The organism is Gilliamella sp. B2838 (assembly GCF_026536185.1).
In the GTDB taxonomy this organism is placed as follows: domain Bacteria; phylum Pseudomonadota; class Gammaproteobacteria; order Enterobacterales; family Orbaceae; genus Gilliamella.
Window position 1 is genome coordinate 24,321 of the sequence record NZ_JAFNOO010000004.1, and the last position, 20,458, is coordinate 44,778.

The following is a 20,458-nucleotide window of genomic DNA, read 5'->3' on the forward strand; positions in this document are numbered from 1 at the left end:
GATACATAGAAAACATTTTACTGAGATAAAAAAATAAACTTCAAAGCGATATTAACAAGAATTTACTATTGTGAGTGAGTTTGAGGGGAAAATATGGAATGGACTGGTAATATGTATGGATTTTATACCGATAAATCCGTCGATAATGTATGGTTTTCATTAATTGAAAAATTATCATCTATTAATTATAAATATGAACAAAGTAGTTTTAGAGATGAAGAGTTTTTATTTTGTTATAAAAACGATGAAATGCGAGATTATCATGATAATCATGGTTACAATTTAGATTTACAAGGGGAAGGTTGTTTTTCAGTTGAAGCAAAAAGCACACAGTTAAATGGAATAGCAACTTTATTTGAATTCGATAATGCTTCTGATTTTGAACCCTATGATATAAATTTGCAGTTTAACCAGGTCTTTTATTATGTACTTGTGTTACCTGATCTCATTGAGAATTCAAAATTTTGTCATGACATACATAGTTTGTTTATTAAGATTCTTCATGAGAAAAATGACAACATTAGGTAAATATCTACTTTCAAAGTTGTTATTGTTGAAATTGCATTAATCTGAAACAAGATATTTTATGAAATATCAGAGGACGCTATTCGATAGAGATGCATTAAACATACTTCATCTGAATGGTTTAAAACAATAGTCACCAAAGCTTTTTTTACAAGCTTTAAAAAAAGGCTAAAAATATTTTGATGATATGCTAACTTTAATACTAACAATTTTGTTTTTGAATTATACCCTATTCGTTGAATGGAGAATTTTAGATGGAAAAAAGAGTTATTGAAATGTTGAATATTCTTGAGCAAGAGATGAATATTAAATTTCCGAATTTGTATGTAAAATTTTTATCCGAAGAGGTTCAAGATAAAGAGCCATATGAATTAATCAATGAAAGGGAAGAGTACATATACATCTATAATATAAATAATATTAAAGAGAGAAATAGTACCTATAATATACAAGACGTTGAGCCTAATTATTTTTTAATCGGTCAAGATGGTGATATAGGCTATTTTGTATCTGTAAAAAAAGATAATGAATCTAATTATATATATAGTTTGGATTTGGGGGCGTTAGGCTGCCTTGACATGGATAAAGAAGCAACTGATATTTATCACTTAGGAAAATATGTTAAATGATGTATCTGAAAACACTATTCAAAATGAATTGCTTCGTTTTCTTATACCATTAAGCTGATGATAGTTGAATATAAAATAGTGGATTGATTGGAGCAATAACTCGGTATAATGCTTTGAATATTTGCTCATGAATAATAAAAAAGAAAAATGCCCAAAGTGGTCCTAATTTTTGCGAAATATAGTCGTAAAGCTTAACTAACATAATATTATTAACTGTAGCGTATCAAAAGTGGGAGGAAGAAAATAATGGATAAACCAGATCCTATTTTATATGATTTGCCCATGTTGATAGCTAAAAATAAAACAAATCTTTGGCAAGAGCATAGCACTAAAACTTCAACAGCTTTAATGCGTTTTTTAAAAAAACATGATTTATTGATTGGTGTTGAACCGTTTGATGAACAAGGAAAATTAAAAACTAATACAATAATTAAAAAGTCAAACCTGACGCCTGATGGCTTAGAATTATTTAAAACAGTTGTAAATAGTTGGTTAAAATATTTAGACAGGAGTAGTGCTGCTAATAAATATCAAAACTTCAATCGACTTGAAAATGGTTTAACCGAAATTAGAGATTTTATAAAAGCAAGGGATGAAAACGATTATGCTTTACATAATTTACCAATGTTGCTTACTAAAAATAAAAACAAATGGTGGCAAGAACCCATCATGCAGAGCTCAACAGCTTTATTGAGCTTTTTAAAAAAACATGAATTATTAATTGGGGTTGAGCCGTTTGATGAACAAGGAAATTTGAAAACCAATACGGTAATTAAAAAGTCAAACCTGACGCCTGATGGCTTAGAATTATATAAAACGGCTGTAGATGGTTGGTATAATTATCTAGACGGGAGCACTGTTGCTGATAAATATCAAAACGTCAGCCGTCTTGAAAAAGGTTTGGCAAAGATTAGGGAAAATAAAAACAAAGAAGTCGATTTTATCGTATACGATGTTGCTGTGTCACTGGCTACTAATAAAATCAATCAGTTACCTGAGCCTATCATACAGTCTTCAATTGCTTTATTGGTTTTTTTAAAACAACATCAATTATTGATCGGTGTTGAACCATTTGATAAACAAGGAAATTTGAAGACTGATACGGTGATTAAAAAGTCAAACCTGACGCCAGATGGCTTAGAATTATTTAAAACAGCAGTAGATGATTGGTTAGCGTCAGTAGACAAAACAACTGCTGCTAATAAATATCAAAACGTTAGTCGTCTTGAACAAGCTTTAGCACAAATTAGAGAAAGTGATTAAGTTAATTCGTATTGAATTGAAGCGTTGTTTCTGATTTTTATTGATTCATTTTTAGACGTTTATCGAGAAATGAATTAGCATTGGGTTATTGTTGTTAAATAACCTGCCATAAAATAGATCGCCTTAGGATCAATCATTCAAAGTTTAAAGAAATGGAAAGAAAATATATATTTGTTAGTTAAGGAATAATATGGAAAAAAATGTACAGCAGGCTGTATCAGTGTTAAAAAATTTTATAACGGATATGAATAAGTGGGAAGGATATTGTGAACCACTTTGCGAGCTAATCGAAAATGGTGAGGATGACGAGCCTTTAAAAGATAAGATGAGAAGTGAGTTAAATACTATATTCAATCAGTATTGTACTATTAAAGAAAGAAAGTACGGTCGCCAAGTTTCATTAGACTGTGGATATCCACCAGAGTATTCACCCGATGAAGAAATACTAAAAACAGAACAACTATCAGAAAACAAACTACTCATTTATACGCAACAACATACAGAATTTAAAAGTCAGTTTCGTTATTCCTTAATATATACTCATAAACAATGGCGAATTGATAAAAAAGAAATATTTGATAAGTCTGACAATAAATGGGAAAAATTTTCATTATAAAAAGGGATAACGGCTTGTAACATCGCTTTAACTTGATAATTGTCGTTATTCGATTGCTAAGCTGTATGCCTGAAATTATAGATATCACTACCAGCCAATATAAGCTCAATAAACGAAATGAATTTATTTCATTTGATGAGTTGTTATCTCTATTTACCTTTTTTTAGATACGTTAAATAAAAGCTAAAAGCCTATAGCGTATTATAAAATGAATTAAGTCGTCTTTATTACATAACAGAATAAAGACTATTAAATGGCATTGACACTTAAAATTATATTGAATAATTTTGCCTACTTTGTGATTGATGCTTATAACATTATGCCAATGTAGCAATAAGACTTAAATTTTTAACTTACTTAAATATAAGCTATTAAATTTAATTAAATCAATGTAATGCAAAGTATCGTTGAACAACATACTGTTAAATTAAATGTTATATTGTTAACTCCATATAATGTTATAATTTAATAAGTTCCAATTAATTTTAAAGAAGTTATGGCAAAGTCTAAAAAATGATAACTAAAGCGATACCAATCAAATACGGCATTATTTATGCTCGAAACGCATTAATTCTAAAAAAGGTTAACTTGGATTGCTACCCGTTTACATTGATTGTTGAAACGTCATTATCGCTAGCTAATTGTCAGCCCGAAGTGTTGAACGTGCCTGATGTATGGGTAAAATTTATTTTTACTGATATTGATAACTTATCTATTTCTCAATTAGATAATTATCCTAATCAAAGATATTTAACCTCAAGTTTTGATCTTGTTGAACAAGTTCATCACAAAGGTAAAAAACGCATAATACTCAGCACGTACGATCATATTTTTGATGTTGTTGGTCGTTATCGTATTGAATACTAAGCATAATCAAACGTAGCGTATTGATTAAAAATAATGGGTGCAACATGGCTAACAAATAAACCGGCAATGTTTGGTAAAAGTTGTATTAATGAGCACTATAATATAGCTCGCTACTTGGTGTTAAAAATATTGCAATTAACTCGTATTCTTACTTGAACAAATGGGCTTTGGGTTCTAATCAAAATGCACTAATATAAGAGAAAGTAACACAATCCTACATCCAAATAAAACGTAAAACAGTTAATGTCAAAATATATTGGTTACCCACTTAACAAGGTGGTAAAAATATTGCTACTAAATATACTATATTATCCAACGACTGAACCTCTTCAACACCATCATTAATCCCCCATAACTTGGTCATTTTCGATAAGAATTGATAATAATAGTCGAATTAATGATTATGAAATAATAGGTTAGTGAGAAGCGTAATTTTGAATAGATAATGTATCTGATCATTAATTTACAAAAGGTTTAAAGTCAATATTTTTGAAGAATCAAAACTTATTGCTGTTATGGGGGTCGATTAGTCTATTATTAATAGAAAAAAAACTCGTTAGTTCGAATTAACCTATAACCATCAATATGTTACATAAAGAAATTAACAAATTTTTTCGCGGTTGATTGTATATATTACTAGGTATTGATTATTAATATTATTTTTTTCGGTTAATAAGCTATGGACGATATATTCTGTATTACTCATGCATCAGTTTTATACTAATTGCAAACTTTATCCAATAACACACTCATCTTACTCTTGGAAAATTGAATTATATTGAAAATGAATGTAATCGAAATTAATTTAGTGGTTTTCTAACAAAGATGATATGCGTCAAAATGTAAAGTCATTGTTGAAAAAGTGTAAATTCTATATTAATATATTGAAAACTATATAGAATATATGGTTATTAAATAAAAATTATTGATAAGAGTAATTATTTCTAAGCCTTAAGATGATACTACAAATATAATAAATTAGCTCACAGCTATATAGGTATCTAAATCAAAGTTAAAGGTTAAAATAATAAAAAATTAATATAACATGCGCTTATATCAAATGGTTAACATACTTAGACAGTATATATTCTATAAAGAATAAAATATTCATATGTAGCGCGATTATCAATTAATGGATTAAAAGTTATTTTTTTACAAAACAGATTCGGAGTTACAATGAAAAAACTAATTAGTATATTTTTATCATTATTTGTAGTTGGGTGTGCAAGTAATATAGATCCAATGATTGAACAAAAAGCAAAAGAGCCATTATACTGCGATGGAGCTGAACAATGTTCTCTATATTGGAAAAGAGCGGAATATTGGGTTTCTACAAACTCTAGATGGAAACTTGAAACAGTAACAGATGTGACTATTAGAACAGCTAATCCATTAGCGAATGATCCTTACTTAGCATTTCAGGTTTCTAAAAAACCTATTACTTCTGATAAATATCAAATCTTGATCGCCGCCTATTGTGATAATATGTTTGGATGTGTACCAAATAAATATGGAGCTATGGCTGCATTTAAACAATATGTTAAAACAGGTGCAGATAACTAATTTAATTAAATCCCCGTTTAATCATAATCATCCTAAAACCTTCATTGCGAAGGTTTTATTGTATTTGCTGAAATTTTTCTTTAAAAAAATTAAATGATTTTAAAATCTAGATAATTGAACACTGAATCAATCATTTATAAAAGTAAGATCACCTTCAATAATGTTTTATTCTTTTAGAAAAGTATTATCCATACATGCATTTAGCACTTAAATATGTAAGTCATAACTATTCACGGTTTGTGTGTCGGGTCTTCAGTGATGAAAATTCAATCCATTCTTGATGAACCACAATATCCAGTTGCAAAACTTAATTAAAAAATCCAAAATTTACTGTTATCTATATGGCAATATCAACATTTATTCAGCTAATGATGTTGTCGAAGTAATCAATATTGATTTTCACGGTAATCAAAAGCATCCCGTAATATTGGGAAAACCCGACAATTGGCGACTTGCAAAATGGTTATCATGGGCTGAAAGTAACGCTTGGCAAGTTGAACAGGGGGATCAACTGGTTAATTTATCTACCAATAATTTGATCATTCAATTATTTCTAAGTGGCAAGTTAGTGTTAGTTTCACTCTACTCATCTTAAATTAGTTTGTAAATTGTAAATAGGCCAATTTTAGAATATTTACTATAAACTTTTAACTAACCTTACTATATGTTTAAAACTTAAAATAGTTATGAATTTATTGGTAAATTAGTGTGATAAAATACATTGAGTACCACATCGATTTAATCATCAATTGCGAAGTAATTTAAAAATATGGATATTTATAATAAAAAACTACCAACAATCAGGCAATTGCAATATTTTATTGCGATTTGTGAAATGCATAGTTTTCGTGCTGCGGCAGATAAACTGGGTGTAAGTCAACCACCACTATCTGTGCAAATAAAAGAACTAGAAGATAAACTGCAAGTGAGCTTATTTTTAAGAAATTCCCACAACATGGTATTAACTAAAGAAGGTGAAAAATTTAAAAGCCAAGCACTGGAGGTATTAAACAGTTTATGTCAATCAGTGGATAAGATTAAATCTTGTCAAGGCAATAAAATTATGTTAGGTATGACGAAAACTTTGTGTTTTGATTTTATTCCTTTTTTCAAAAAGTTTTTAGCAAATTTTAATGATAGCATACAACTTTATCAACATGACTACACGTCTAAAGAGCTATTATTAGAACTCCAAAAAGGCAATTTGGATTTTGCTGTTGTATCTGATTTTGCTTCAAGAAACCAACAAGAAAATTCGATGTTAATTTATAAGGAGCCACTTATTTTGGTTCTTCCAGAAAGTCATCCTTGTAGCCAACAAGATTATGTTGATCTAAATGATGTCACTGATTTACCTTTATTTTGGTTTAAAGCTCATTTAAATAAGACTTTTTATGCACAGTGCGAGTCTGTATTTAAAACCTTAAATCATCCATTGATTCGCCGAGCTGAACGACCAGACACGCTTTCTATGTTATTGGATATTGCACTAGGTAAAGGTATGATGCTATTACCTCAGTCGATGACACAGGCTAAAATTGATGGGGTAGTGTATAAAAAATTAATTAGTACCCAAACCAGTAAATTATATATCGACATTTATCTTGTTTGGCGCAATAATTTACATGCAAATTTGATTTATGAACAAATCATCAATTATTTCAAATTGTTATAAGTCGTTACTTAAGGCGTATTTGACTAATTGTGATGTAAAAATAGTGATGATAGCTTTACAAAGTAGTTTAATCAAAGGAGCGCATGATTAAACATTGTATTGAAAGGTAATGTCGTTTTTACTCTAGACTAGCTCGATAACCCTTAAGCGTTTAAAAATGGCATTGCGGTAGATTGTATACAGTTGATGTTATCGTATTGAAAAATTAGAAAGATTTTTACATATTAATGATATTGTAGCTAAAAGTTCGGACCTAATTTTGTTTTAAAAGGTCCGAAATGACATTTATAGAAATGATACCATTAAAAATTTTACCTTTGCCTATAATTGATTAAGCGTGTTTTTTATGGATTGATGTCAGTTAATTGATAAACCGATTCATCACCCCAAGTACCGATATACAGTTGGTTTTTGTACAAACTTAATGCAACAGCACCAGACAATGATGTCACTAGTGTAGTGGTATTTTTGCTATTAACATCAACTTTACGAACAGCCCCAGCACCATTATCAATGACAGCAACTTCGCTAGGTGAAAGACTTACTATACCTACACCGGGTTGGTTAAATGCACTCCCTAATTCTATCTGTTTTCCATTAGGTTCGATTAAAGTTAAGCGTCCACTATATTGTGACACAACTAAGCGATTGTCAGCTAATTGTGTTACACCGACAGGTAATGATAATCCTTTTGCAACAACCTTTTTTTGCTTTGTCGTTAAATCCAAAGCGACAACCTCGCCAGAGGAGCGATTAGTAATCAACAATTCACCTGTATTAGAAAATGCAATTCCAGTTGGCGTATGATAGTCAGTCGATATTTTTTCTACTTTGCCATTTTTGGTGATTTGTAAAATATAATTGCCACTATAAGATGAAACATAGATATTATCTTGTTTATCAATAACTATTCCTGCAGGAGAGGATATGTTGTTATAGATAGTGTTACGTTTACCTTCCGTTGTGATTTTTTCTATTGAACTTCCAGACCAATTTGTCACATACATCGAACCTTGGCTATCGAAGGCGATAGCGGTTGGCGCACTAAAAGATTTTGCAATAAGATTCAATTTTGCCATAGCTAATTCCCCATATAGAATAAAACAGATAAATAGTGCAATTTGAAAAAATACTTTTTTGATCATTGTTTTTCCTCGTAAAGTGATAGTATTGCGATATATGTTCGCCTATTGTTTAAGTATTGCTCTGTTTAATTTTGATTAATTTAATACCAAGTAAAGCTAAAGCAACATTAAGTATGGTTAAAATTAAGATAGCCACAATTAAATTAGGCCAATTTAATTGTTGATAAATGCTTCCTAATAAATAAGTGCCTAAACTGCCACCAATAAGGCATGCAAGTAAATATAAAGACGATACCGCGCCTCGTAAGTCGAGTGGTACAATTTGATTAAGTATAGCCATGACAATGGGTTGAATTCCAAACACAAACATAAATAGACAAAAAATACCTAAACTAATCATTAATATGTTGGTACCAAAACCAATGATCGTAATTGAAGCACTTACGCATAAAAGTAATAAGATGAGTAAATTGTTTTTATTGATAATCTGTGCCAATTTTCCCGTAATGATCGAACCAATTATTGCGCTGATTCCTGCAAAATTTAACCAACCAAGTTCTGTTGAGGTTAGATAAAATGGTGAACCTTTCAAATAAAAAGTGAGCAATGAAGACAACCCTAAATAAACAAAAAAGAGCAAAAATCCAACCAATAAGAAAATAATGACAGTTTGATTAAACAGCAGTTTTGATGCGTGTTGATAAGTTTCAATGATGCTGATTTTAGCCGTGTTGTTTAAAGTGGGTTTGATCGCAGATGGAATAAAAATAGTGACAATTAAAATCAGGCAAGCATAAACCCCAAAAGCAACTTTCCAAGAATAGATATCGGTTAACATGGCTGCTAAACTACGGCTGAATATCATTCCTACAATTGAGGCCGAAATTAACATCCCCATTGCTTGTGATAATTTTGCGTTGTCTGTATTTTTAGCGGTGTAAGCAAATAAAGCGGCCGGTACTGAGGCGGCAAAAAAGCCAATTAATGACATTACACTAAGATATAGATTAAATGACGTTACTATACTTGCATCTAAAATCTCAATGTTAAAGTTTATCGATATCTCCTGAAAAATAAGTTGAGTAATATAAACCGAACCAACCAAAAGCATAATAAGAAGTGCAGATATAATAATGCTCATTTTATTTGATAATCGTTGAGTGGATGTCATCCTTGAATTCATACGGCTAAAGTTCCTTATTAAACAATATCGTGATTGATGTGTACTGAAGGTTTAGGTCGAGAGTAAAACGATCTAAACCTTAGATTTACTATCACTGTTTTTGGCAATAAGCATAAAATAACAAGTGTAAAATATGGAAATACTTATTTTGTGATAGTAAAAAACTATCAGAGTTGAAAAGTCAGTTTAAAACGTGTTGCTTAAGTGTTTTTACTATAAATATTAATCGGTATAACAATATGTTAGCTATAAAACTTAGTTTGATCGTATAAAATCAAACAGTCTAATTGATTTCTGTTTTTGAATAATAGGGATAAGCAAAGTCGACTATTTTTATGCAAGGATTGATGATTAAAAGGCGTGGTTATTTAAATAAAACAATGTAAATTTTCATCTAGATAATTGTCTTGTAAAATAACAAAAAATGATGATTGTGCTATTAAAATGGTAATTGAAAATGTATTTATGAACAGTGAATAAATTAAATTACTTGCTTTATGCTCAATCTCTTTTTTTATTACCCGTTTATTCAGAACAAAGTTTTTAAAAAAAGTTCAGTTAGGTCTTGGAAACAATCAATCTAAAATGACCGGATTATTCATCTCATTTTTAAAATTAATTATTGTTATGCTTTGTAAGCATAAAGCGCAGATAGTTTAATTTCAAGATGAATGATTTATTCAACTTTATGGCATGTATAAGATTGTTATACATTGTTTTTTGAATAGCTGATTGATTAAAAAATAAGGTTATTGGATAATGTGGCGACTAAATAACCATGTCTACACTATATGGAATAACAAAATGAAATTAAATCTAATCCGTCCGTTATTTTTTATTACCATTGTTTTGTTATTAACCGGCTGTTTTTTTTGTACCTATAAAGTCAACACCGCTGAAGTTAAATTAGATCAAAATCAAAAAGTTTGCATCAACATACCAAAAGAAAAAGCGCGTTCAACTGATGTGTTTAATATTTCATCTAGCAGTATTTTTGTAACGCATATTGGGTATATTTGGGAACAGGAAGATCATGGTTCAATTTATCAAGCTAAAGCAGGTGAATGTTTACGCTTTGATTATCCTTTTCAAGTCGATGTGGATTATTCAATTGATTTTGTTTCAACCAACCTCAAAAATAATGAGGATAAACCATGGATTGCTAGTTTTCGGTTAAAAAAGAAGGCTGATGGTAATTTGAAAATATTATGGCCAAATGATCCTGATGAAACTAAAACTGAATAAATTCAGTCAATTTAATTTGAACACTTGAAGGAAGCTGATTGAGCGTAACTTGGCAATCGGACCTTTGTTTGACAAATTGATCAACCCATAATGGTATTTTTTGATAGGTAGATAGACTAAACCCAATTGATAAGGTTTGTTGATACTTTTTATTTATCTGTTTGGCATAAGTAAGAAAATTGTCATGTGATTGTAGAATCGACTTTGCTTGAGCATAGAGTTGACCACCAAAAGTAGTCGCGGTTGCACCTTGCCGACCTCGAAAAAAAAGTTGACCGCCAGTTAAAGATTCTAACGCTTGTATTTGTTTGGATAAAGCCGGCTGGGTAATAAATAACGCTTTTGCTGCCAAACCGTAATTACCGGTTTCAACAAGTTTTACAAAAGCACGTAATAATCTTAACTCTATTCCTTGCATTTATTGAATCCTAAAAAATTGGAATTATACAGAGTCTAAAATCAAATCTATGATAGGCGTTATTTAGTCAGGATAACAGATATGGATTGTTTTGACTTGTGTAAGATAAAAGATAAGGAAAAAATTATGCGTGAAACTCTTACTAAAATTACTGCGGTATTGTTTGATATGGATGGGGTATTGATTGATTCGAATGAGGCAATTGAACGAGCGTGGCGTGAAGCTGTACACATGTATGGTCGAACTATTAGTGACACAGATATGGTTAAACATATTCATGGTCAACCTGGTCGACATACGATTGCGACGCTATTTGGAGATTTGTCTATTACTGATCAACAAAAAGTTCAGGCCCATATTATTTATGTTGAAAACACTGCGATTTACAAACCAATTGCTGGCGTTGCTAAGTTCATTACTGCTTTACATAAAGCTGGTGTGAAAGTCGCCATCGTTACCAGCAGTTGGCTAGACAAAGTCAATTCGGTCATGAATTTATTGAAAGTGAAGGAGTGTATTTCGGTCATTATTGATCGTGACAGCGTCACTCGAGGTAAACCTTATCCAGACCCTTATCTAAAGGCTATCAAGTATCTTAATATTGCAGCAAAACAGGCAATGGTCTTTGAAGATTCAATCAGTGGCGTTAAATCTGCTGTGGCTGCAGGAACATATTGTGTTGGTGTTGGTCATGAATCGCTAATGACTTTAGGGGCAAAATTTACTATTGCTGATTTTTCGCTTATAGAGGTGATTATTCAACCTAATGGATGCGCAATTATTGATTTTGGTAATGCGCATCGAATATTGGTTGGATAGAATAAAATAACCTTGAATAAATTCGCTAAATTTGAGTAGACGATGGAACAAATTGTTAAGTCACCGGTTGATATCTTTATTAGAATAGACCAATTTTCATTAATTGATTACCCAGAGTAGATTCGCATTTTTATTTTATATGCTTCTATTTATGATTTTTTTATTTGTTTTTTTGTTTTATTTTGAGATAAAAGAATTTTGTTCGTCTTTTTAATTGATCCTTATTGTTAAATCACCTACTATTGATACTCAATTTATAAGTAATGGAATGATATGAATAAAAATATAATTATTGGACTAGTGTGTTTAGTCATGTTTGGATGCAGTGAAAATAAAGTCACCGAACAAATGCTTATTGGTAGTTGGTCTTGTGTTTCAAATCTAAAGTCTGCTAAATGGCGAAATGGCGCTTTTGAGGATTATGGTGAAGTTAAAACCGAAAAGGGCAATATTAATTATCTGTTAGAAGGTGGCCAGCTTTTATGGAAAACAGAAACAGATTCATACCCCTTTGATTTAAAAACTTTTTATGATAAACCTAAACAGTTAAAAATAGCTCATGGTGGAATGAGAAATGTTCATAAAAGTATTGAGTATTATTCACAGAATAAATTTAAAATGGTTAATGTCTTTGAAACCATTTATCCAGAAGATAGCCTAAACAATCATAGAGAAAAAATTGAGTTTGAATGCTTACGTCGTTTAAATATATAAATGGTATTAAGATCGAGACGATCTTTTATGTTTAATAATCCAGTTTTGTGATTGTTTATCAGCTAACACTATTTAGTAATTTTGTTAATTAAAGGTTGTTAAGAAATCAGTTGATAAAAATAGACTACAGGTTAACGTTACCTTTGAGCAAACTAATTCCAATTTTACTATCAAAATTGTTGTCATTTAATTAGTTCAAAAAATTTATCATGAATTAATAATGCTTGCAAATCAGATTAATTTTATTATTTTTAATAGATTATATTTTTATATCACTATTTTGCTTTTGATAGCCAAACGAATGAAACAAAATAAAGTTAATACCAAGCTTGATTTTTTATTGAAACCGCGTTTATATAGTACTGATAAGTAATGTGCTTATCGCTAACATAACCTTACTGGAGAAGCTTATTATGGTACAAAAATTTGCTGCATACGGTAGTGATGTTTCAGCTGGCACTTATAAGTGTGCCGACTGTGGTTATATTTATTCAAACCAAAGTAAGAAATCTTTACCACCTTGCCCTGATTATAATAAAAAACCGCATAGCAAAAATGGTTGGTATGTGATGTCAGGTCAAGGTGATTCTGTGAAAGATCCTCATCCAAATAAAAAATAATTGTTTTACGTTTCATCAAAAGGTAACCAATTTGTGTTACCTTTTCGATTATTTGCTTGCTCGTTTAATATTTGTTGTTTTAATGGCTCTAGCAAATCACGAAACCAAAACAGCGCTATGTCTTTATCCCGTTCCCTTAAATTCAAATTTTCAGTAATAACTCTTGAAAGTAATTCAGCCCGTTCAATTGTTTTTATTTTTTCTAACTCATCCATTATTTATTACCCTTTTACTGCATTTCTATACAGTTAATAATAATTACCTTTCCGACCAACTGTTAGTTGATAATATTATTGATTAATCAGAATGTTATGAATTTTTCTGGTTATTTAACAAAATGTTATTTTAGCTAACATTAACGATACATTTGGATCGGTTTTACTAATGTTGTTTTAAAAATCACTTTCAGAACAGACCTTTAAAAAAACCATTATTTGGCTTTTAACCTAGACTAATCTGCATTTACACTATACCGTTAATTTTTTATTTTTGCTATCCCGATAAATTCAAAAAAGTCGGTGTTTGGTTAAAATAAATGTGTGAAAAGATCGTTTAATTTTATTAAAGTTATATATCTTTTAATTAGTTATAATACTAACGGTTTCCAATTATTTTTTATTAAACATTTTTCTTAGAAAAAATAAAGTGAGTTTAATTTGCATTTTTAGAATTGGTTTATCTTTTCAAATGATTAATTAATGGATAAATATATCGTATATTTTTTCAAATAAGCATATTATGATGGTTATGAGATGCCAGTAAAATGGAGCATTATAAAAAACGTCTTTAATAATTTTTTTCGAAAAATTAACTATTCATAATTTTATACCCAGTTTTTAGATTAAATTTATTAATTTGTAAAAAATTAGTATTGGCTTATTCCATAATTTAGTGCTTAAATATGCGTTATGACTCATAATGGATCCTTGAGTAAGTTAAGTAAAGGATTATATAATTTAGACTTTTATGGATAAACTCAGTCATGTAGCTTATGGTTATTTTCTATTCGGCTTGTTCGTGAATCATATTCTTCACGGATATATTTTGCCTAATCAGCATTCATGCCTATATCCAAACAAGTTTGTCAATCGTAATATAACTCGCTGAAATAGAGATTGAAATTGATGTCATCATGGTGCATTATTCCTAGCTAATTGTAATTTATGATTGTGTTTTAATTTAACTTACAAAGTTAAATTGAATATAAAATTATATTAGTTTGAGTTTAATGTTTTTTTAATTATTTTTATCTGAGCTTAATTTATTATGAGTATTAATTTTAATTCTGGTGGAGCTAAAGTATTAGATAGAATCATTGAGGCTTATGGTTTTCGATCCAAAGTTGAATATAGCAATTATTTGGGTACATCTGCTGCAAGCTTATCCATTCGTTATAAACGAGATTTGTTTCCTTCTGATTTAGTCATTAAATGTATGGACGAAACAGGTGCATCATTACAATGGTTAGCATATGGTCAAGGAGAGTTTAATCAGATGGATACGGATAAAGAAGTGGTTATATATGATAAAATTTTAGATAAACTAGAGCGGCTAATAGCCTTTAAAGAAAAAGGTGATATCACACCGCAAGAGTATAACGAATTGAAAAGGGCACTTATCAAAATGGGTGATGTAAATAATGAATAGTGATTAAAAACTATTAAATAATCATCTCTTATTTAAAAATAAAACATTCCAATTCAATGCTAAAATAATTTTTTTAATTTTTTATTTGATAACATGACATTATAAGATGCCCACCATATTTAATTCTTTTGCTAGCTAGTCAATTTCAAATTTGTTTTTTATTTAGTTGATGTTAGATGAGTTGAATATTATCAATCACTTAAATAAAGCAAATAATCTAATTCGTTTAACTTGGACTAGCTATCTATTTTGTTTTAACTTATTCTTTATTTTTATGGTAATAGCGTCGTTATAATGGAATGGATTAATAATAGCCGTTGAGTGTTATTTGATGTAACTTTGCCAGTCTTATTTCAGCTTGATAAAGATGAACGTTTAGCTATGCTTTATATTTAATGTATTGAATATATTGATAAACTAAAAATAATTGATTTGAGAAAATGTCTATCACTACCTATCTTATTAAGATCAATTGCACAATAAAAATGTACTAACTTAATTAAATACTCTTTTTTTATAAAAAATTTTGTGTAAGATAACCATCAAATATATTAATGAATAAATATTTGATAATTATCAGCAGTTACTAGAGTACTTACTCAAAATAGTGAATGAGCATTTTTTATCGGGTAAGATTAAATAATACAATAAGGGATAGCACAATGAAAAAATTAGCGAAATCAGCAGCGATATTGATTGGATTATTGATGTTTTCATCAGCTTATTGCGATGAATTACCGCCAGTATCTAAAGTAAGTTCGGCTATTGTGAATAGTGCAAAAAAATCGATTTTAGGTGAAAACGGTAAGTTTCCATATAAGACGGCAGATGGTACCGAATTAACCAATATTAGCGCAAATAGTAATAACATTATATTTGAGTATAAAATTCCCGCAGATAGCCAAACCCTACCCGTACAGGATCTTTCTGATTATTTTAGAGTTCAGCTTAAAGATGAATTTTGTAATAAGCAAGATGTTGTCAATGTCTTGAGTTTTTATGATATTCGTTTTTTATTTCGTTTTCAGTATTCTGATGATCGTAACGTACCAGCTACGCTATCGATTAAAGAAATTTGTCAGTAATATTTTTAGTTAAGAATGCGTTAGCTAATCGCTATTGGATAAGCTTTAATAAAATAATGCCCATATTTTGTAAAAGTCTTATCCAAACATAACGTATTTATTGATACCACTTCCTATTCCACATAAAAGCCCAAACTGGCTACTAGCGTATTGGTTTTCGCCAAATCTACATCGTTAATATGTTTAAATAAGGATTGACTAACTGCTCATCAAAAACTCATTATTCAAGTTATAAATCATGTATTGTAATTTCATTCACAATATTCATCTATTACTGTTGGGTAAGGCAAAAGATCGCAGTCAGGCAATGACTATTACCGCATTATTGCGAATCATTTATTGTGCCAATTGTTAGTCATTTTAAAGAGACATTTTGATTAACACTCATCATCACTATTTGTGTCTATTATTGGTTTGTAGACTAGTTTTTAGCAATAAATACTGCCCGCATTGGGGCAGGATAGCCTTCTACGGTTTTGGTTATGTCATTGGGATCTAAAAAATCAGCCAGTGAATCAGATGTCATCCATTCTGTTTTACGTTGTTCATCCAAGCTAGTAGTCGAAAGATCAACAAGCTTAACTTTGGTAAAACCACATTTATTGAGCCAGTTAATCATGGTGGGTACTGATGGAATAAAATAAACATTACGCATCTGAGCATAACGTTCACCGGGCATTAGCGCTTGATGCAGCTCACCATCAATGACAAGTGTCTCTAATACTAATTGTCCACCCTTAATCAGCTGATCTTTTAATTGATAGAGATGATCAAGCGGGGAGCGACGATGATATAAAACGCCCATTGAAAATACGGTATCAAAAGCATTGAGTTTGGGTAACTCTTCAATACCTAGTGGTAATAGGTGGGCTCGCTGGTCATTACCTAATAATTTACGGATTGCTTCAAATTGGCATAAATAAAGCGCCATTGGATCAATGCCCACAGCCAATTTGGCTCCAGCACCAATCATACGCCATAAATGATAACCACTATTACAGCCAACATCTAAAACTGTTTTACCTTCTAAGGTATCAATATGATTGATTAATCGTTGCCATTTCCAATCTGAACGCCACTCGGTATCAATATAAATATCATACAAATTAAAAGGTCCTTTACGCCAAGGCATCATGGTTTTTAATAACTGCGTAATCCGTAATTGTTCGCCATTAGTTAGCGGTTGTTCGGTTTTTGCTGTGACACTATGCAATAAATCAATTTGATAAGGCGTGATAGACGGTAGATGCTTAATACTGTTGAGCCATTGATTAAAGCGATTATCAATGTTTTGTTTTTGCCAATTGGCTAGTTGTGCCGGTAAAACCTCAAGCCAACGACTCAGTTTACTTTTTGCGATTATCTGGTAAAAATCACCAAAGTCGATCATGTGTTATTCCTTGTTATCTGTGTTTGCATTTATACATTATTTGATTGCGATAATAGATCCAAAATTAAAACACTGGAACCAAGTGTCTATATGATTAAACCCTGCCTGAGATAAGCGTTTTTTATGTGTTTTGATCGAATCGGTCAGCATCACATTTTCTAACATGTTTCGTTTTTGACTAATTTCAAGTTCGCTATAGCCATTCGCACGTTTAAAGTCATGATGCATATTGAACAGTAATTCATCAATAGTTGGATCACTAAAACTAAATTTTTCAGAAAGGACCAAAATACCATTAGGTTTTAATGCTTGATAGATATTATTTAAAACACGTTGACGATTGTCTGGGGTTAAAAATTGTAAGGTAAAATTAAGTACCACCATTGATGCATTTTGCATACTAATATTGCAAATATCATCACAGATGACTTCAACAGGAACTTTAGCTTTGTATGCTTCGATGTGTCGTTTACAACGTTCAACCATGGGTTCGGAATTATCTACTGCAATAATACGACAATTAGCATGATTGATATTACGTCGAATAGAGAGAGTAGCCGCACCTAAAGAGCACCCCAAATCATAAACTGTTGAATTTGGTTGAACGAATCTTTCTGCTAACATGCCAATCATTGAGATAATATTAGAATAACCAGGAACCGAACGTTGCACCATATCAGGAAAAACTTCTGCAACCTTTTCGTCAAATGTCCAATCGCCTAATTTATCAATGGGTGTCGAAAATAATTGGTCTTTTTTGATATCCATAAAAGTTATTGGTACTATAGAAATTAATTCTGTTATCATACCATTTTTTAGGTTCAATTGTTCGGGTAATTATGAGTTTTATTGCGCTTATTGCCATAGTTGTTAGCATTCTGATCGCTATCTATTTAGGCAAACGTTGGCAATTTTGGTTTAAATGTCATCCACGTGGTGTATATCAAATTGCTTATTGGTTTTTTGTTGGTATCGCGAGTTTATCTTTAGTACTTTCTAAGATATTTGATAGTTTGTCTACATATTGGCTGCCTTTATTGGCGAATGTTACTTTCGGTTTAATTATCTGCGCTATTTTTGTCACTTTATTGTTTGATATTGTGCATAAACTTATTAAAAATAAATTTAGCCCCAATTTAGCGACCAAAATTATCTATATCATTTGTGTTCTCGCACTATTTTGTTATGGCCATGAGATGGCTTTCGAATCTAAAATTGTTAATTATCAAGTTAAAATTAATAAACCGGCTAATGTTGATCATTTACGTATTGTTCAGCTTACAGATATTCATATCAATGAATTAACTACACATAGAATGATTCAACAAATGGTTGATAAAGTGAATAGTTTGAATGCCGATTTTATTGTTATTACTGGTGATACGTTAGATAAACGTTTAAAACCATTTATTGAGCAAGATTTTTATAAACAATTTCAGCAATTAAAATCAAAATATGGTACATATATCATTTTCGGTAATCACGAATATTTAGGTACAAAGGAACCGAATAATCGTGAACAAGATATCATTAATGCCTTTCAACAAGCGAATATGAAAGTGTTAAAAGATGATATAGTTTATCTGGATGATGTCGGTATTAACCTGGTTGGGCGCGATGATTTTTCATCTGCGTTATATGATGTAAAACGGGCTTCTTTATCTGACTTGATGATGTTTACTGATACGCAAAGCCCAGTTATTTTATTGGATCATCAACCGAAAGATTTAGTTGAACCTGCTTCGTTAGGAGTGGATTTAATGATTTCAGGTCATACTCATGGTGGACAAGTGTTTCCTATTAATTTGCTCGTTGCGGCAATGTATAAAAATGCCCACGGCATCTATCAAGATAATGAGAAACCTTTTGTTAGTATTGTGAGTAGTGGTTATGGTCTTTGGGGACCGCCAATTCGTTTAATGACGCGTTCTGAAATCGCAGTTATCGATATCGATTTTGCTAAACAACCAGCATCAAGCACTAACTAAACTAATTAGGAAACAGACCTTGCCATATCAATTTATTACCAATAATGCGCAGTTAAATCAATACTGCGTAAAAATTGCCAATAGCAATGCAATTGCTTTGGATACAGAATTTGTGCGCACTCGGACTTTTTATCCTCATTTAGGATTGTTGCAAGTGTTTAATGGTGAATATGCTGCCCTGATTGATCCGCTAGCAATTACTGATTGGCAGGCTTTTTTAGCTATCTTAAATAATCCTACTATTGAAAAATATTTTCATTCTTGCAGTGAAGATATTGAAGTCTTTTTACACTTTTTTGGTTGCTTGCCAACGCCAATTATTGATAGCCAAATATTCGCTTCGTTTTTAGATAATCCAATAAGCAGCGGTTATGCCAGCTTAGTTAACAAATATTTAAATGTTGAATTAGATAAAAGTGAAACGCGTACAGACTGGTTAAAACGTCCATTAACTGAAAAGCAATGTAATTATGCTATTAATGATGTTTTGTATCTATTCCCTTTGATGAATTTACTTAAAACGCAATTAACGAAACAAGGTTATCTAACGGCAGCTTATCAAGAATGCCAAACCGTAATTAAGCGTAAGTGCGAAATCATTAATCCAGATGATGCTTATCTTAATATTAAAAACAGTTGGCAACTAAAGGGCAAAAGTTTAGGTCAATTATATAAACTCGCACGTTATCGTTATAATACCGCTAAACAAAACGATATCGCTTTAAATTTTGTCGTGAATGAAGAAACACTATTTAAAATAGCGCGTTATTCGCCAAGTTCCTTGGCTGAACTTGATAAATTAGGTATGAATGGCAAGGAAATACGGTTATATGGACAGGCTATTTTAGCTATTTTATTAGAGCCTATTCCAGACATTCCACCTATTCGTCGAGTGAACTCTTACCCTAACTACAAATATATTGCAGATAAATTAAAACAAGCAGCACAAGATATTGCTGAGCATACTGGGTTGAATCAAGATTTGTTATTATCAAGACGATTAATCAATCAGTATGTTAAATGGCAAATAGATAAAACCGATGCTTTACCTGATATTTTATCTGGTTGGCGAAAGCCTTTATTTGAAAAATATATCGCGAATGAGCAGTAAAAGTTCAAGAGTATT

The 20,458-nt window shown here is 30.8% G+C and carries 22 protein-coding genes; 16 read left to right on the forward strand and 6 right to left on the reverse strand.

Going from position 1 to position 20,458, the window contains the following annotated elements; genetic code table 11:
- Positions 1 to 93: 93 nt before the first annotated feature.
- The 8 genes from J3U63_RS05640 (at position 94) to J3U63_RS05675 (ending at position 7,138) form a co-directional block, all read left to right on the forward strand.
- Positions 94 to 528: a hypothetical protein gene (locus J3U63_RS05640; RefSeq protein ID WP_267370857.1), complete on the forward strand. Its 435-nt coding sequence runs from the start codon at positions 94 to 96 to the stop codon at positions 526 to 528.
- A 251-nt stretch (positions 529 to 779) separates the two neighbouring features.
- Positions 780 to 1,154 carry an SMI1/KNR4 family protein gene (locus J3U63_RS05645; RefSeq protein WP_267332784.1) on the forward strand — a complete coding sequence of 125 codons (375 nt, stop codon included), beginning with the start codon at positions 780 to 782 and terminating at the stop codon, positions 1,152 to 1,154.
- Positions 1,155 to 1,400: 246 nt separating this feature from the next.
- Entirely contained in the window at positions 1,401 to 2,417 is a 1,017-nt protein-coding gene (locus J3U63_RS05650) for a hypothetical protein (RefSeq protein ID WP_267370860.1), read from the forward strand.
- 190 nt (positions 2,418 to 2,607) lie between these two features.
- The gene (locus tag J3U63_RS05655; RefSeq protein ID WP_267332786.1) at positions 2,608 to 3,033 is read left to right on the forward strand and encodes an NTF2 fold immunity protein; all 426 of its coding nucleotides are present in this window, start codon (positions 2,608 to 2,610) and stop codon (positions 3,031 to 3,033) included.
- A 513-nt stretch (positions 3,034 to 3,546) separates the two neighbouring features.
- Positions 3,547 to 3,900 (forward strand): hypothetical protein, encoded by a 354-nt coding sequence (locus J3U63_RS05660; protein ID WP_065632922.1) that lies wholly within the window; start codon positions 3,547 to 3,549, stop codon positions 3,898 to 3,900.
- 1,176 nt (positions 3,901 to 5,076) lie between these two features.
- Entirely contained in the window at positions 5,077 to 5,463 is a 387-nt protein-coding gene (locus J3U63_RS05665; protein WP_065632923.1) for a hypothetical protein, read from the forward strand.
- A gap of 280 nt (positions 5,464 to 5,743) precedes the next feature.
- Entirely contained in the window at positions 5,744 to 6,058 is a 315-nt protein-coding gene (locus J3U63_RS05670) for a hypothetical protein (RefSeq protein WP_267370862.1), read from the forward strand.
- A gap of 174 nt (positions 6,059 to 6,232) precedes the next feature.
- On the forward strand, positions 6,233 to 7,138 hold the full coding sequence (locus tag J3U63_RS05675) for a LysR family transcriptional regulator (RefSeq protein ID WP_267370864.1): 906 nt from the start codon (positions 6,233 to 6,235) through the stop codon (positions 7,136 to 7,138).
- A 344-nt stretch (positions 7,139 to 7,482) separates the two neighbouring features.
- On the opposite strand, the gene J3U63_RS05680 is transcribed toward J3U63_RS05675, so the two are convergent.
- Both J3U63_RS05680 and J3U63_RS05685 read right to left on the reverse strand, forming a co-directional pair.
- Positions 7,483 to 8,283, reverse strand: a complete 801-nt coding sequence (locus tag J3U63_RS05680) for a PQQ-binding-like beta-propeller repeat protein (RefSeq protein ID WP_267370866.1) — start codon at positions 8,281 to 8,283, stop codon at positions 7,483 to 7,485.
- A gap of 49 nt (positions 8,284 to 8,332) precedes the next feature.
- The gene (locus tag J3U63_RS05685) at positions 8,333 to 9,394 is read right to left on the reverse strand and encodes an MFS transporter (RefSeq protein ID WP_267370868.1); all 1,062 of its coding nucleotides are present in this window, start codon (positions 9,392 to 9,394) and stop codon (positions 8,333 to 8,335) included.
- Between the two features lie 816 nt (positions 9,395 to 10,210).
- Here J3U63_RS05685 and J3U63_RS05690 point away from each other — a divergent pair.
- The gene (locus J3U63_RS05690) at positions 10,211 to 10,651 is read left to right on the forward strand and encodes a putative T6SS immunity periplasmic lipoprotein (RefSeq protein ID WP_267332795.1); all 441 of its coding nucleotides are present in this window, start codon (positions 10,211 to 10,213) and stop codon (positions 10,649 to 10,651) included.
- Here J3U63_RS05690 and J3U63_RS05695 read toward each other — a convergent pair.
- On the reverse strand, positions 10,638 to 11,069 hold the full coding sequence (locus tag J3U63_RS05695; protein WP_267370870.1) for a LysR family transcriptional regulator: 432 nt from the start codon (positions 11,067 to 11,069) through the stop codon (positions 10,638 to 10,640). The genes J3U63_RS05690 and J3U63_RS05695 overlap by 14 nt on opposite strands.
- A 126-nt stretch (positions 11,070 to 11,195) precedes the next feature.
- Between J3U63_RS05695 and J3U63_RS05700 the strand changes: the two genes are divergently transcribed.
- The 3 genes from J3U63_RS05700 (at position 11,196) to J3U63_RS05710 (ending at position 13,222) form a co-directional block, all read left to right on the forward strand.
- Positions 11,196 to 11,888, forward strand: coding sequence for an HAD family hydrolase (locus tag J3U63_RS05700; protein WP_267370873.1), 693 nt, complete (start codon positions 11,196 to 11,198; stop codon positions 11,886 to 11,888).
- Positions 11,889 to 12,161: 273 nt separating this feature from the next.
- The gene (locus J3U63_RS05705; protein WP_267370876.1) at positions 12,162 to 12,602 is read left to right on the forward strand and encodes a hypothetical protein; all 441 of its coding nucleotides are present in this window, start codon (positions 12,162 to 12,164) and stop codon (positions 12,600 to 12,602) included.
- Positions 12,603 to 13,015: 413 nt separating this feature from the next.
- Positions 13,016 to 13,222, forward strand: a complete 207-nt coding sequence (locus J3U63_RS05710; RefSeq protein ID WP_267332799.1) for a hypothetical protein — start codon at positions 13,016 to 13,018, stop codon at positions 13,220 to 13,222.
- Between the two features lie 5 nt (positions 13,223 to 13,227).
- Here J3U63_RS05710 and J3U63_RS05715 read toward each other — a convergent pair whose 3' ends face one another.
- Positions 13,228 to 13,437 (reverse strand): hypothetical protein, encoded by a 210-nt coding sequence (locus tag J3U63_RS05715; protein ID WP_267332800.1) that lies wholly within the window; start codon positions 13,435 to 13,437, stop codon positions 13,228 to 13,230.
- A 1,051-nt stretch (positions 13,438 to 14,488) separates the two neighbouring features.
- Between J3U63_RS05715 and J3U63_RS05720 the strand changes: the two genes are divergently transcribed.
- Together J3U63_RS05720 and J3U63_RS05725 are read left to right on the forward strand one after the other, a co-directional pair.
- Positions 14,489 to 14,869, forward strand: coding sequence for a helix-turn-helix transcriptional regulator (locus tag J3U63_RS05720; RefSeq protein ID WP_065632876.1), 381 nt, complete (start codon positions 14,489 to 14,491; stop codon positions 14,867 to 14,869).
- Positions 14,870 to 15,531: 662 nt separating this feature from the next.
- Positions 15,532 to 15,954, forward strand: a complete 423-nt coding sequence (locus tag J3U63_RS05725; RefSeq protein WP_267332802.1) for a hypothetical protein — start codon at positions 15,532 to 15,534, stop codon at positions 15,952 to 15,954.
- Between the two features lie 421 nt (positions 15,955 to 16,375).
- Here J3U63_RS05725 and cmoB read toward each other — a convergent pair whose 3' ends face one another.
- Together cmoB and cmoA are read right to left on the reverse strand one after the other, a co-directional pair.
- Positions 16,376 to 17,344: a tRNA 5-methoxyuridine(34)/uridine 5-oxyacetic acid(34) synthase CmoB gene (gene cmoB, locus J3U63_RS05730; RefSeq protein WP_267370878.1), complete on the reverse strand. Its 969-nt coding sequence runs from the start codon at positions 17,342 to 17,344 to the stop codon at positions 16,376 to 16,378.
- Between the two features lie 36 nt (positions 17,345 to 17,380).
- Complete coding sequence (gene cmoA / locus J3U63_RS05735; RefSeq protein WP_267332804.1) at positions 17,381 to 18,151, reverse strand: carboxy-S-adenosyl-L-methionine synthase CmoA; 771 nt, start codon at positions 18,149 to 18,151, stop codon at positions 17,381 to 17,383.
- Between the two features lie 32 nt (positions 18,152 to 18,183).
- Here cmoA and J3U63_RS05740 point away from each other — a divergent pair, with 32 nt between their 5' ends.
- Complete coding sequence (locus tag J3U63_RS05740) at positions 18,184 to 19,332, forward strand: metallophosphoesterase (protein WP_267344143.1); 1,149 nt, start codon at positions 18,184 to 18,186, stop codon at positions 19,330 to 19,332.
- Positions 19,333 to 19,351: 19 nt separating this feature from the next.
- Positions 19,352 to 20,443 (forward strand): ribonuclease D, encoded by a 1,092-nt coding sequence (gene rnd, locus J3U63_RS05745; RefSeq protein ID WP_267370881.1) that lies wholly within the window; start codon positions 19,352 to 19,354, stop codon positions 20,441 to 20,443.
- Positions 20,444 to 20,458: the final 15 nt, after the last annotated feature.

Bases quoted from the DNA above. Each gene is read 5' to 3' on its own strand.
- J3U63_RS05720 (WP_065632876.1), top strand. From the start codon at position 14,489: ATGAGTATTAATTTTAATTCTGGTGGAGCTAAAGTATTAGATAGAATC.
- J3U63_RS05740 (WP_267344143.1), top strand. From the start codon at position 18,184: ATGAGTTTTATTGCGCTTATTGCCATAGTTGTTAGCATTCTGATCGCT.
- J3U63_RS05665 (WP_065632923.1), top strand. From the start codon at position 5,077: ATGAAAAAACTAATTAGTATATTTTTATCATTATTTGTAGTTGGGTGT.
- J3U63_RS05645 (WP_267332784.1), top strand. From the start codon at position 780: ATGGAAAAAAGAGTTATTGAAATGTTGAATATTCTTGAGCAAGAGATG.
- J3U63_RS05710 (WP_267332799.1), top strand. From the start codon at position 13,016: ATGGTACAAAAATTTGCTGCATACGGTAGTGATGTTTCAGCTGGCACT.
- J3U63_RS05660 (WP_065632922.1), top strand. From the start codon at position 3,547: ATGATAACTAAAGCGATACCAATCAAATACGGCATTATTTATGCTCGA.
- J3U63_RS05685 (WP_267370868.1), bottom strand. From the start codon at position 9,394: ATGACATCCACTCAACGATTATCAAATAAAATGAGCATTATTATATCT.
- J3U63_RS05680 (WP_267370866.1), bottom strand. From the start codon at position 8,283: ATGATCAAAAAAGTATTTTTTCAAATTGCACTATTTATCTGTTTTATT.
- cmoA (WP_267332804.1), bottom strand. From the start codon at position 18,151: ATGATAACAGAATTAATTTCTATAGTACCAATAACTTTTATGGATATC.
- J3U63_RS05640 (WP_267370857.1), top strand. From the start codon at position 94: ATGGAATGGACTGGTAATATGTATGGATTTTATACCGATAAATCCGTC.
- J3U63_RS05725 (WP_267332802.1), top strand. From the start codon at position 15,532: ATGAAAAAATTAGCGAAATCAGCAGCGATATTGATTGGATTATTGATG.
- J3U63_RS05650 (WP_267370860.1), top strand. From the start codon at position 1,401: ATGGATAAACCAGATCCTATTTTATATGATTTGCCCATGTTGATAGCT.
- J3U63_RS05705 (WP_267370876.1), top strand. From the start codon at position 12,162: ATGAATAAAAATATAATTATTGGACTAGTGTGTTTAGTCATGTTTGGA.
- J3U63_RS05700 (WP_267370873.1), top strand. From the start codon at position 11,196: ATGCGTGAAACTCTTACTAAAATTACTGCGGTATTGTTTGATATGGAT.
- J3U63_RS05715 (WP_267332800.1), bottom strand. From the start codon at position 13,437: ATGGATGAGTTAGAAAAAATAAAAACAATTGAACGGGCTGAATTACTT.
- J3U63_RS05695 (WP_267370870.1), bottom strand. From the start codon at position 11,069: ATGCAAGGAATAGAGTTAAGATTATTACGTGCTTTTGTAAAACTTGTT.
- J3U63_RS05690 (WP_267332795.1), top strand. From the start codon at position 10,211: ATGAAATTAAATCTAATCCGTCCGTTATTTTTTATTACCATTGTTTTG.
- J3U63_RS05675 (WP_267370864.1), top strand. From the start codon at position 6,233: ATGGATATTTATAATAAAAAACTACCAACAATCAGGCAATTGCAATAT.
- J3U63_RS05655 (WP_267332786.1), top strand. From the start codon at position 2,608: ATGGAAAAAAATGTACAGCAGGCTGTATCAGTGTTAAAAAATTTTATA.
- J3U63_RS05670 (WP_267370862.1), top strand. From the start codon at position 5,744: ATGAACCACAATATCCAGTTGCAAAACTTAATTAAAAAATCCAAAATT.
- cmoB (WP_267370878.1), bottom strand. From the start codon at position 17,344: ATGATCGACTTTGGTGATTTTTACCAGATAATCGCAAAAAGTAAACTG.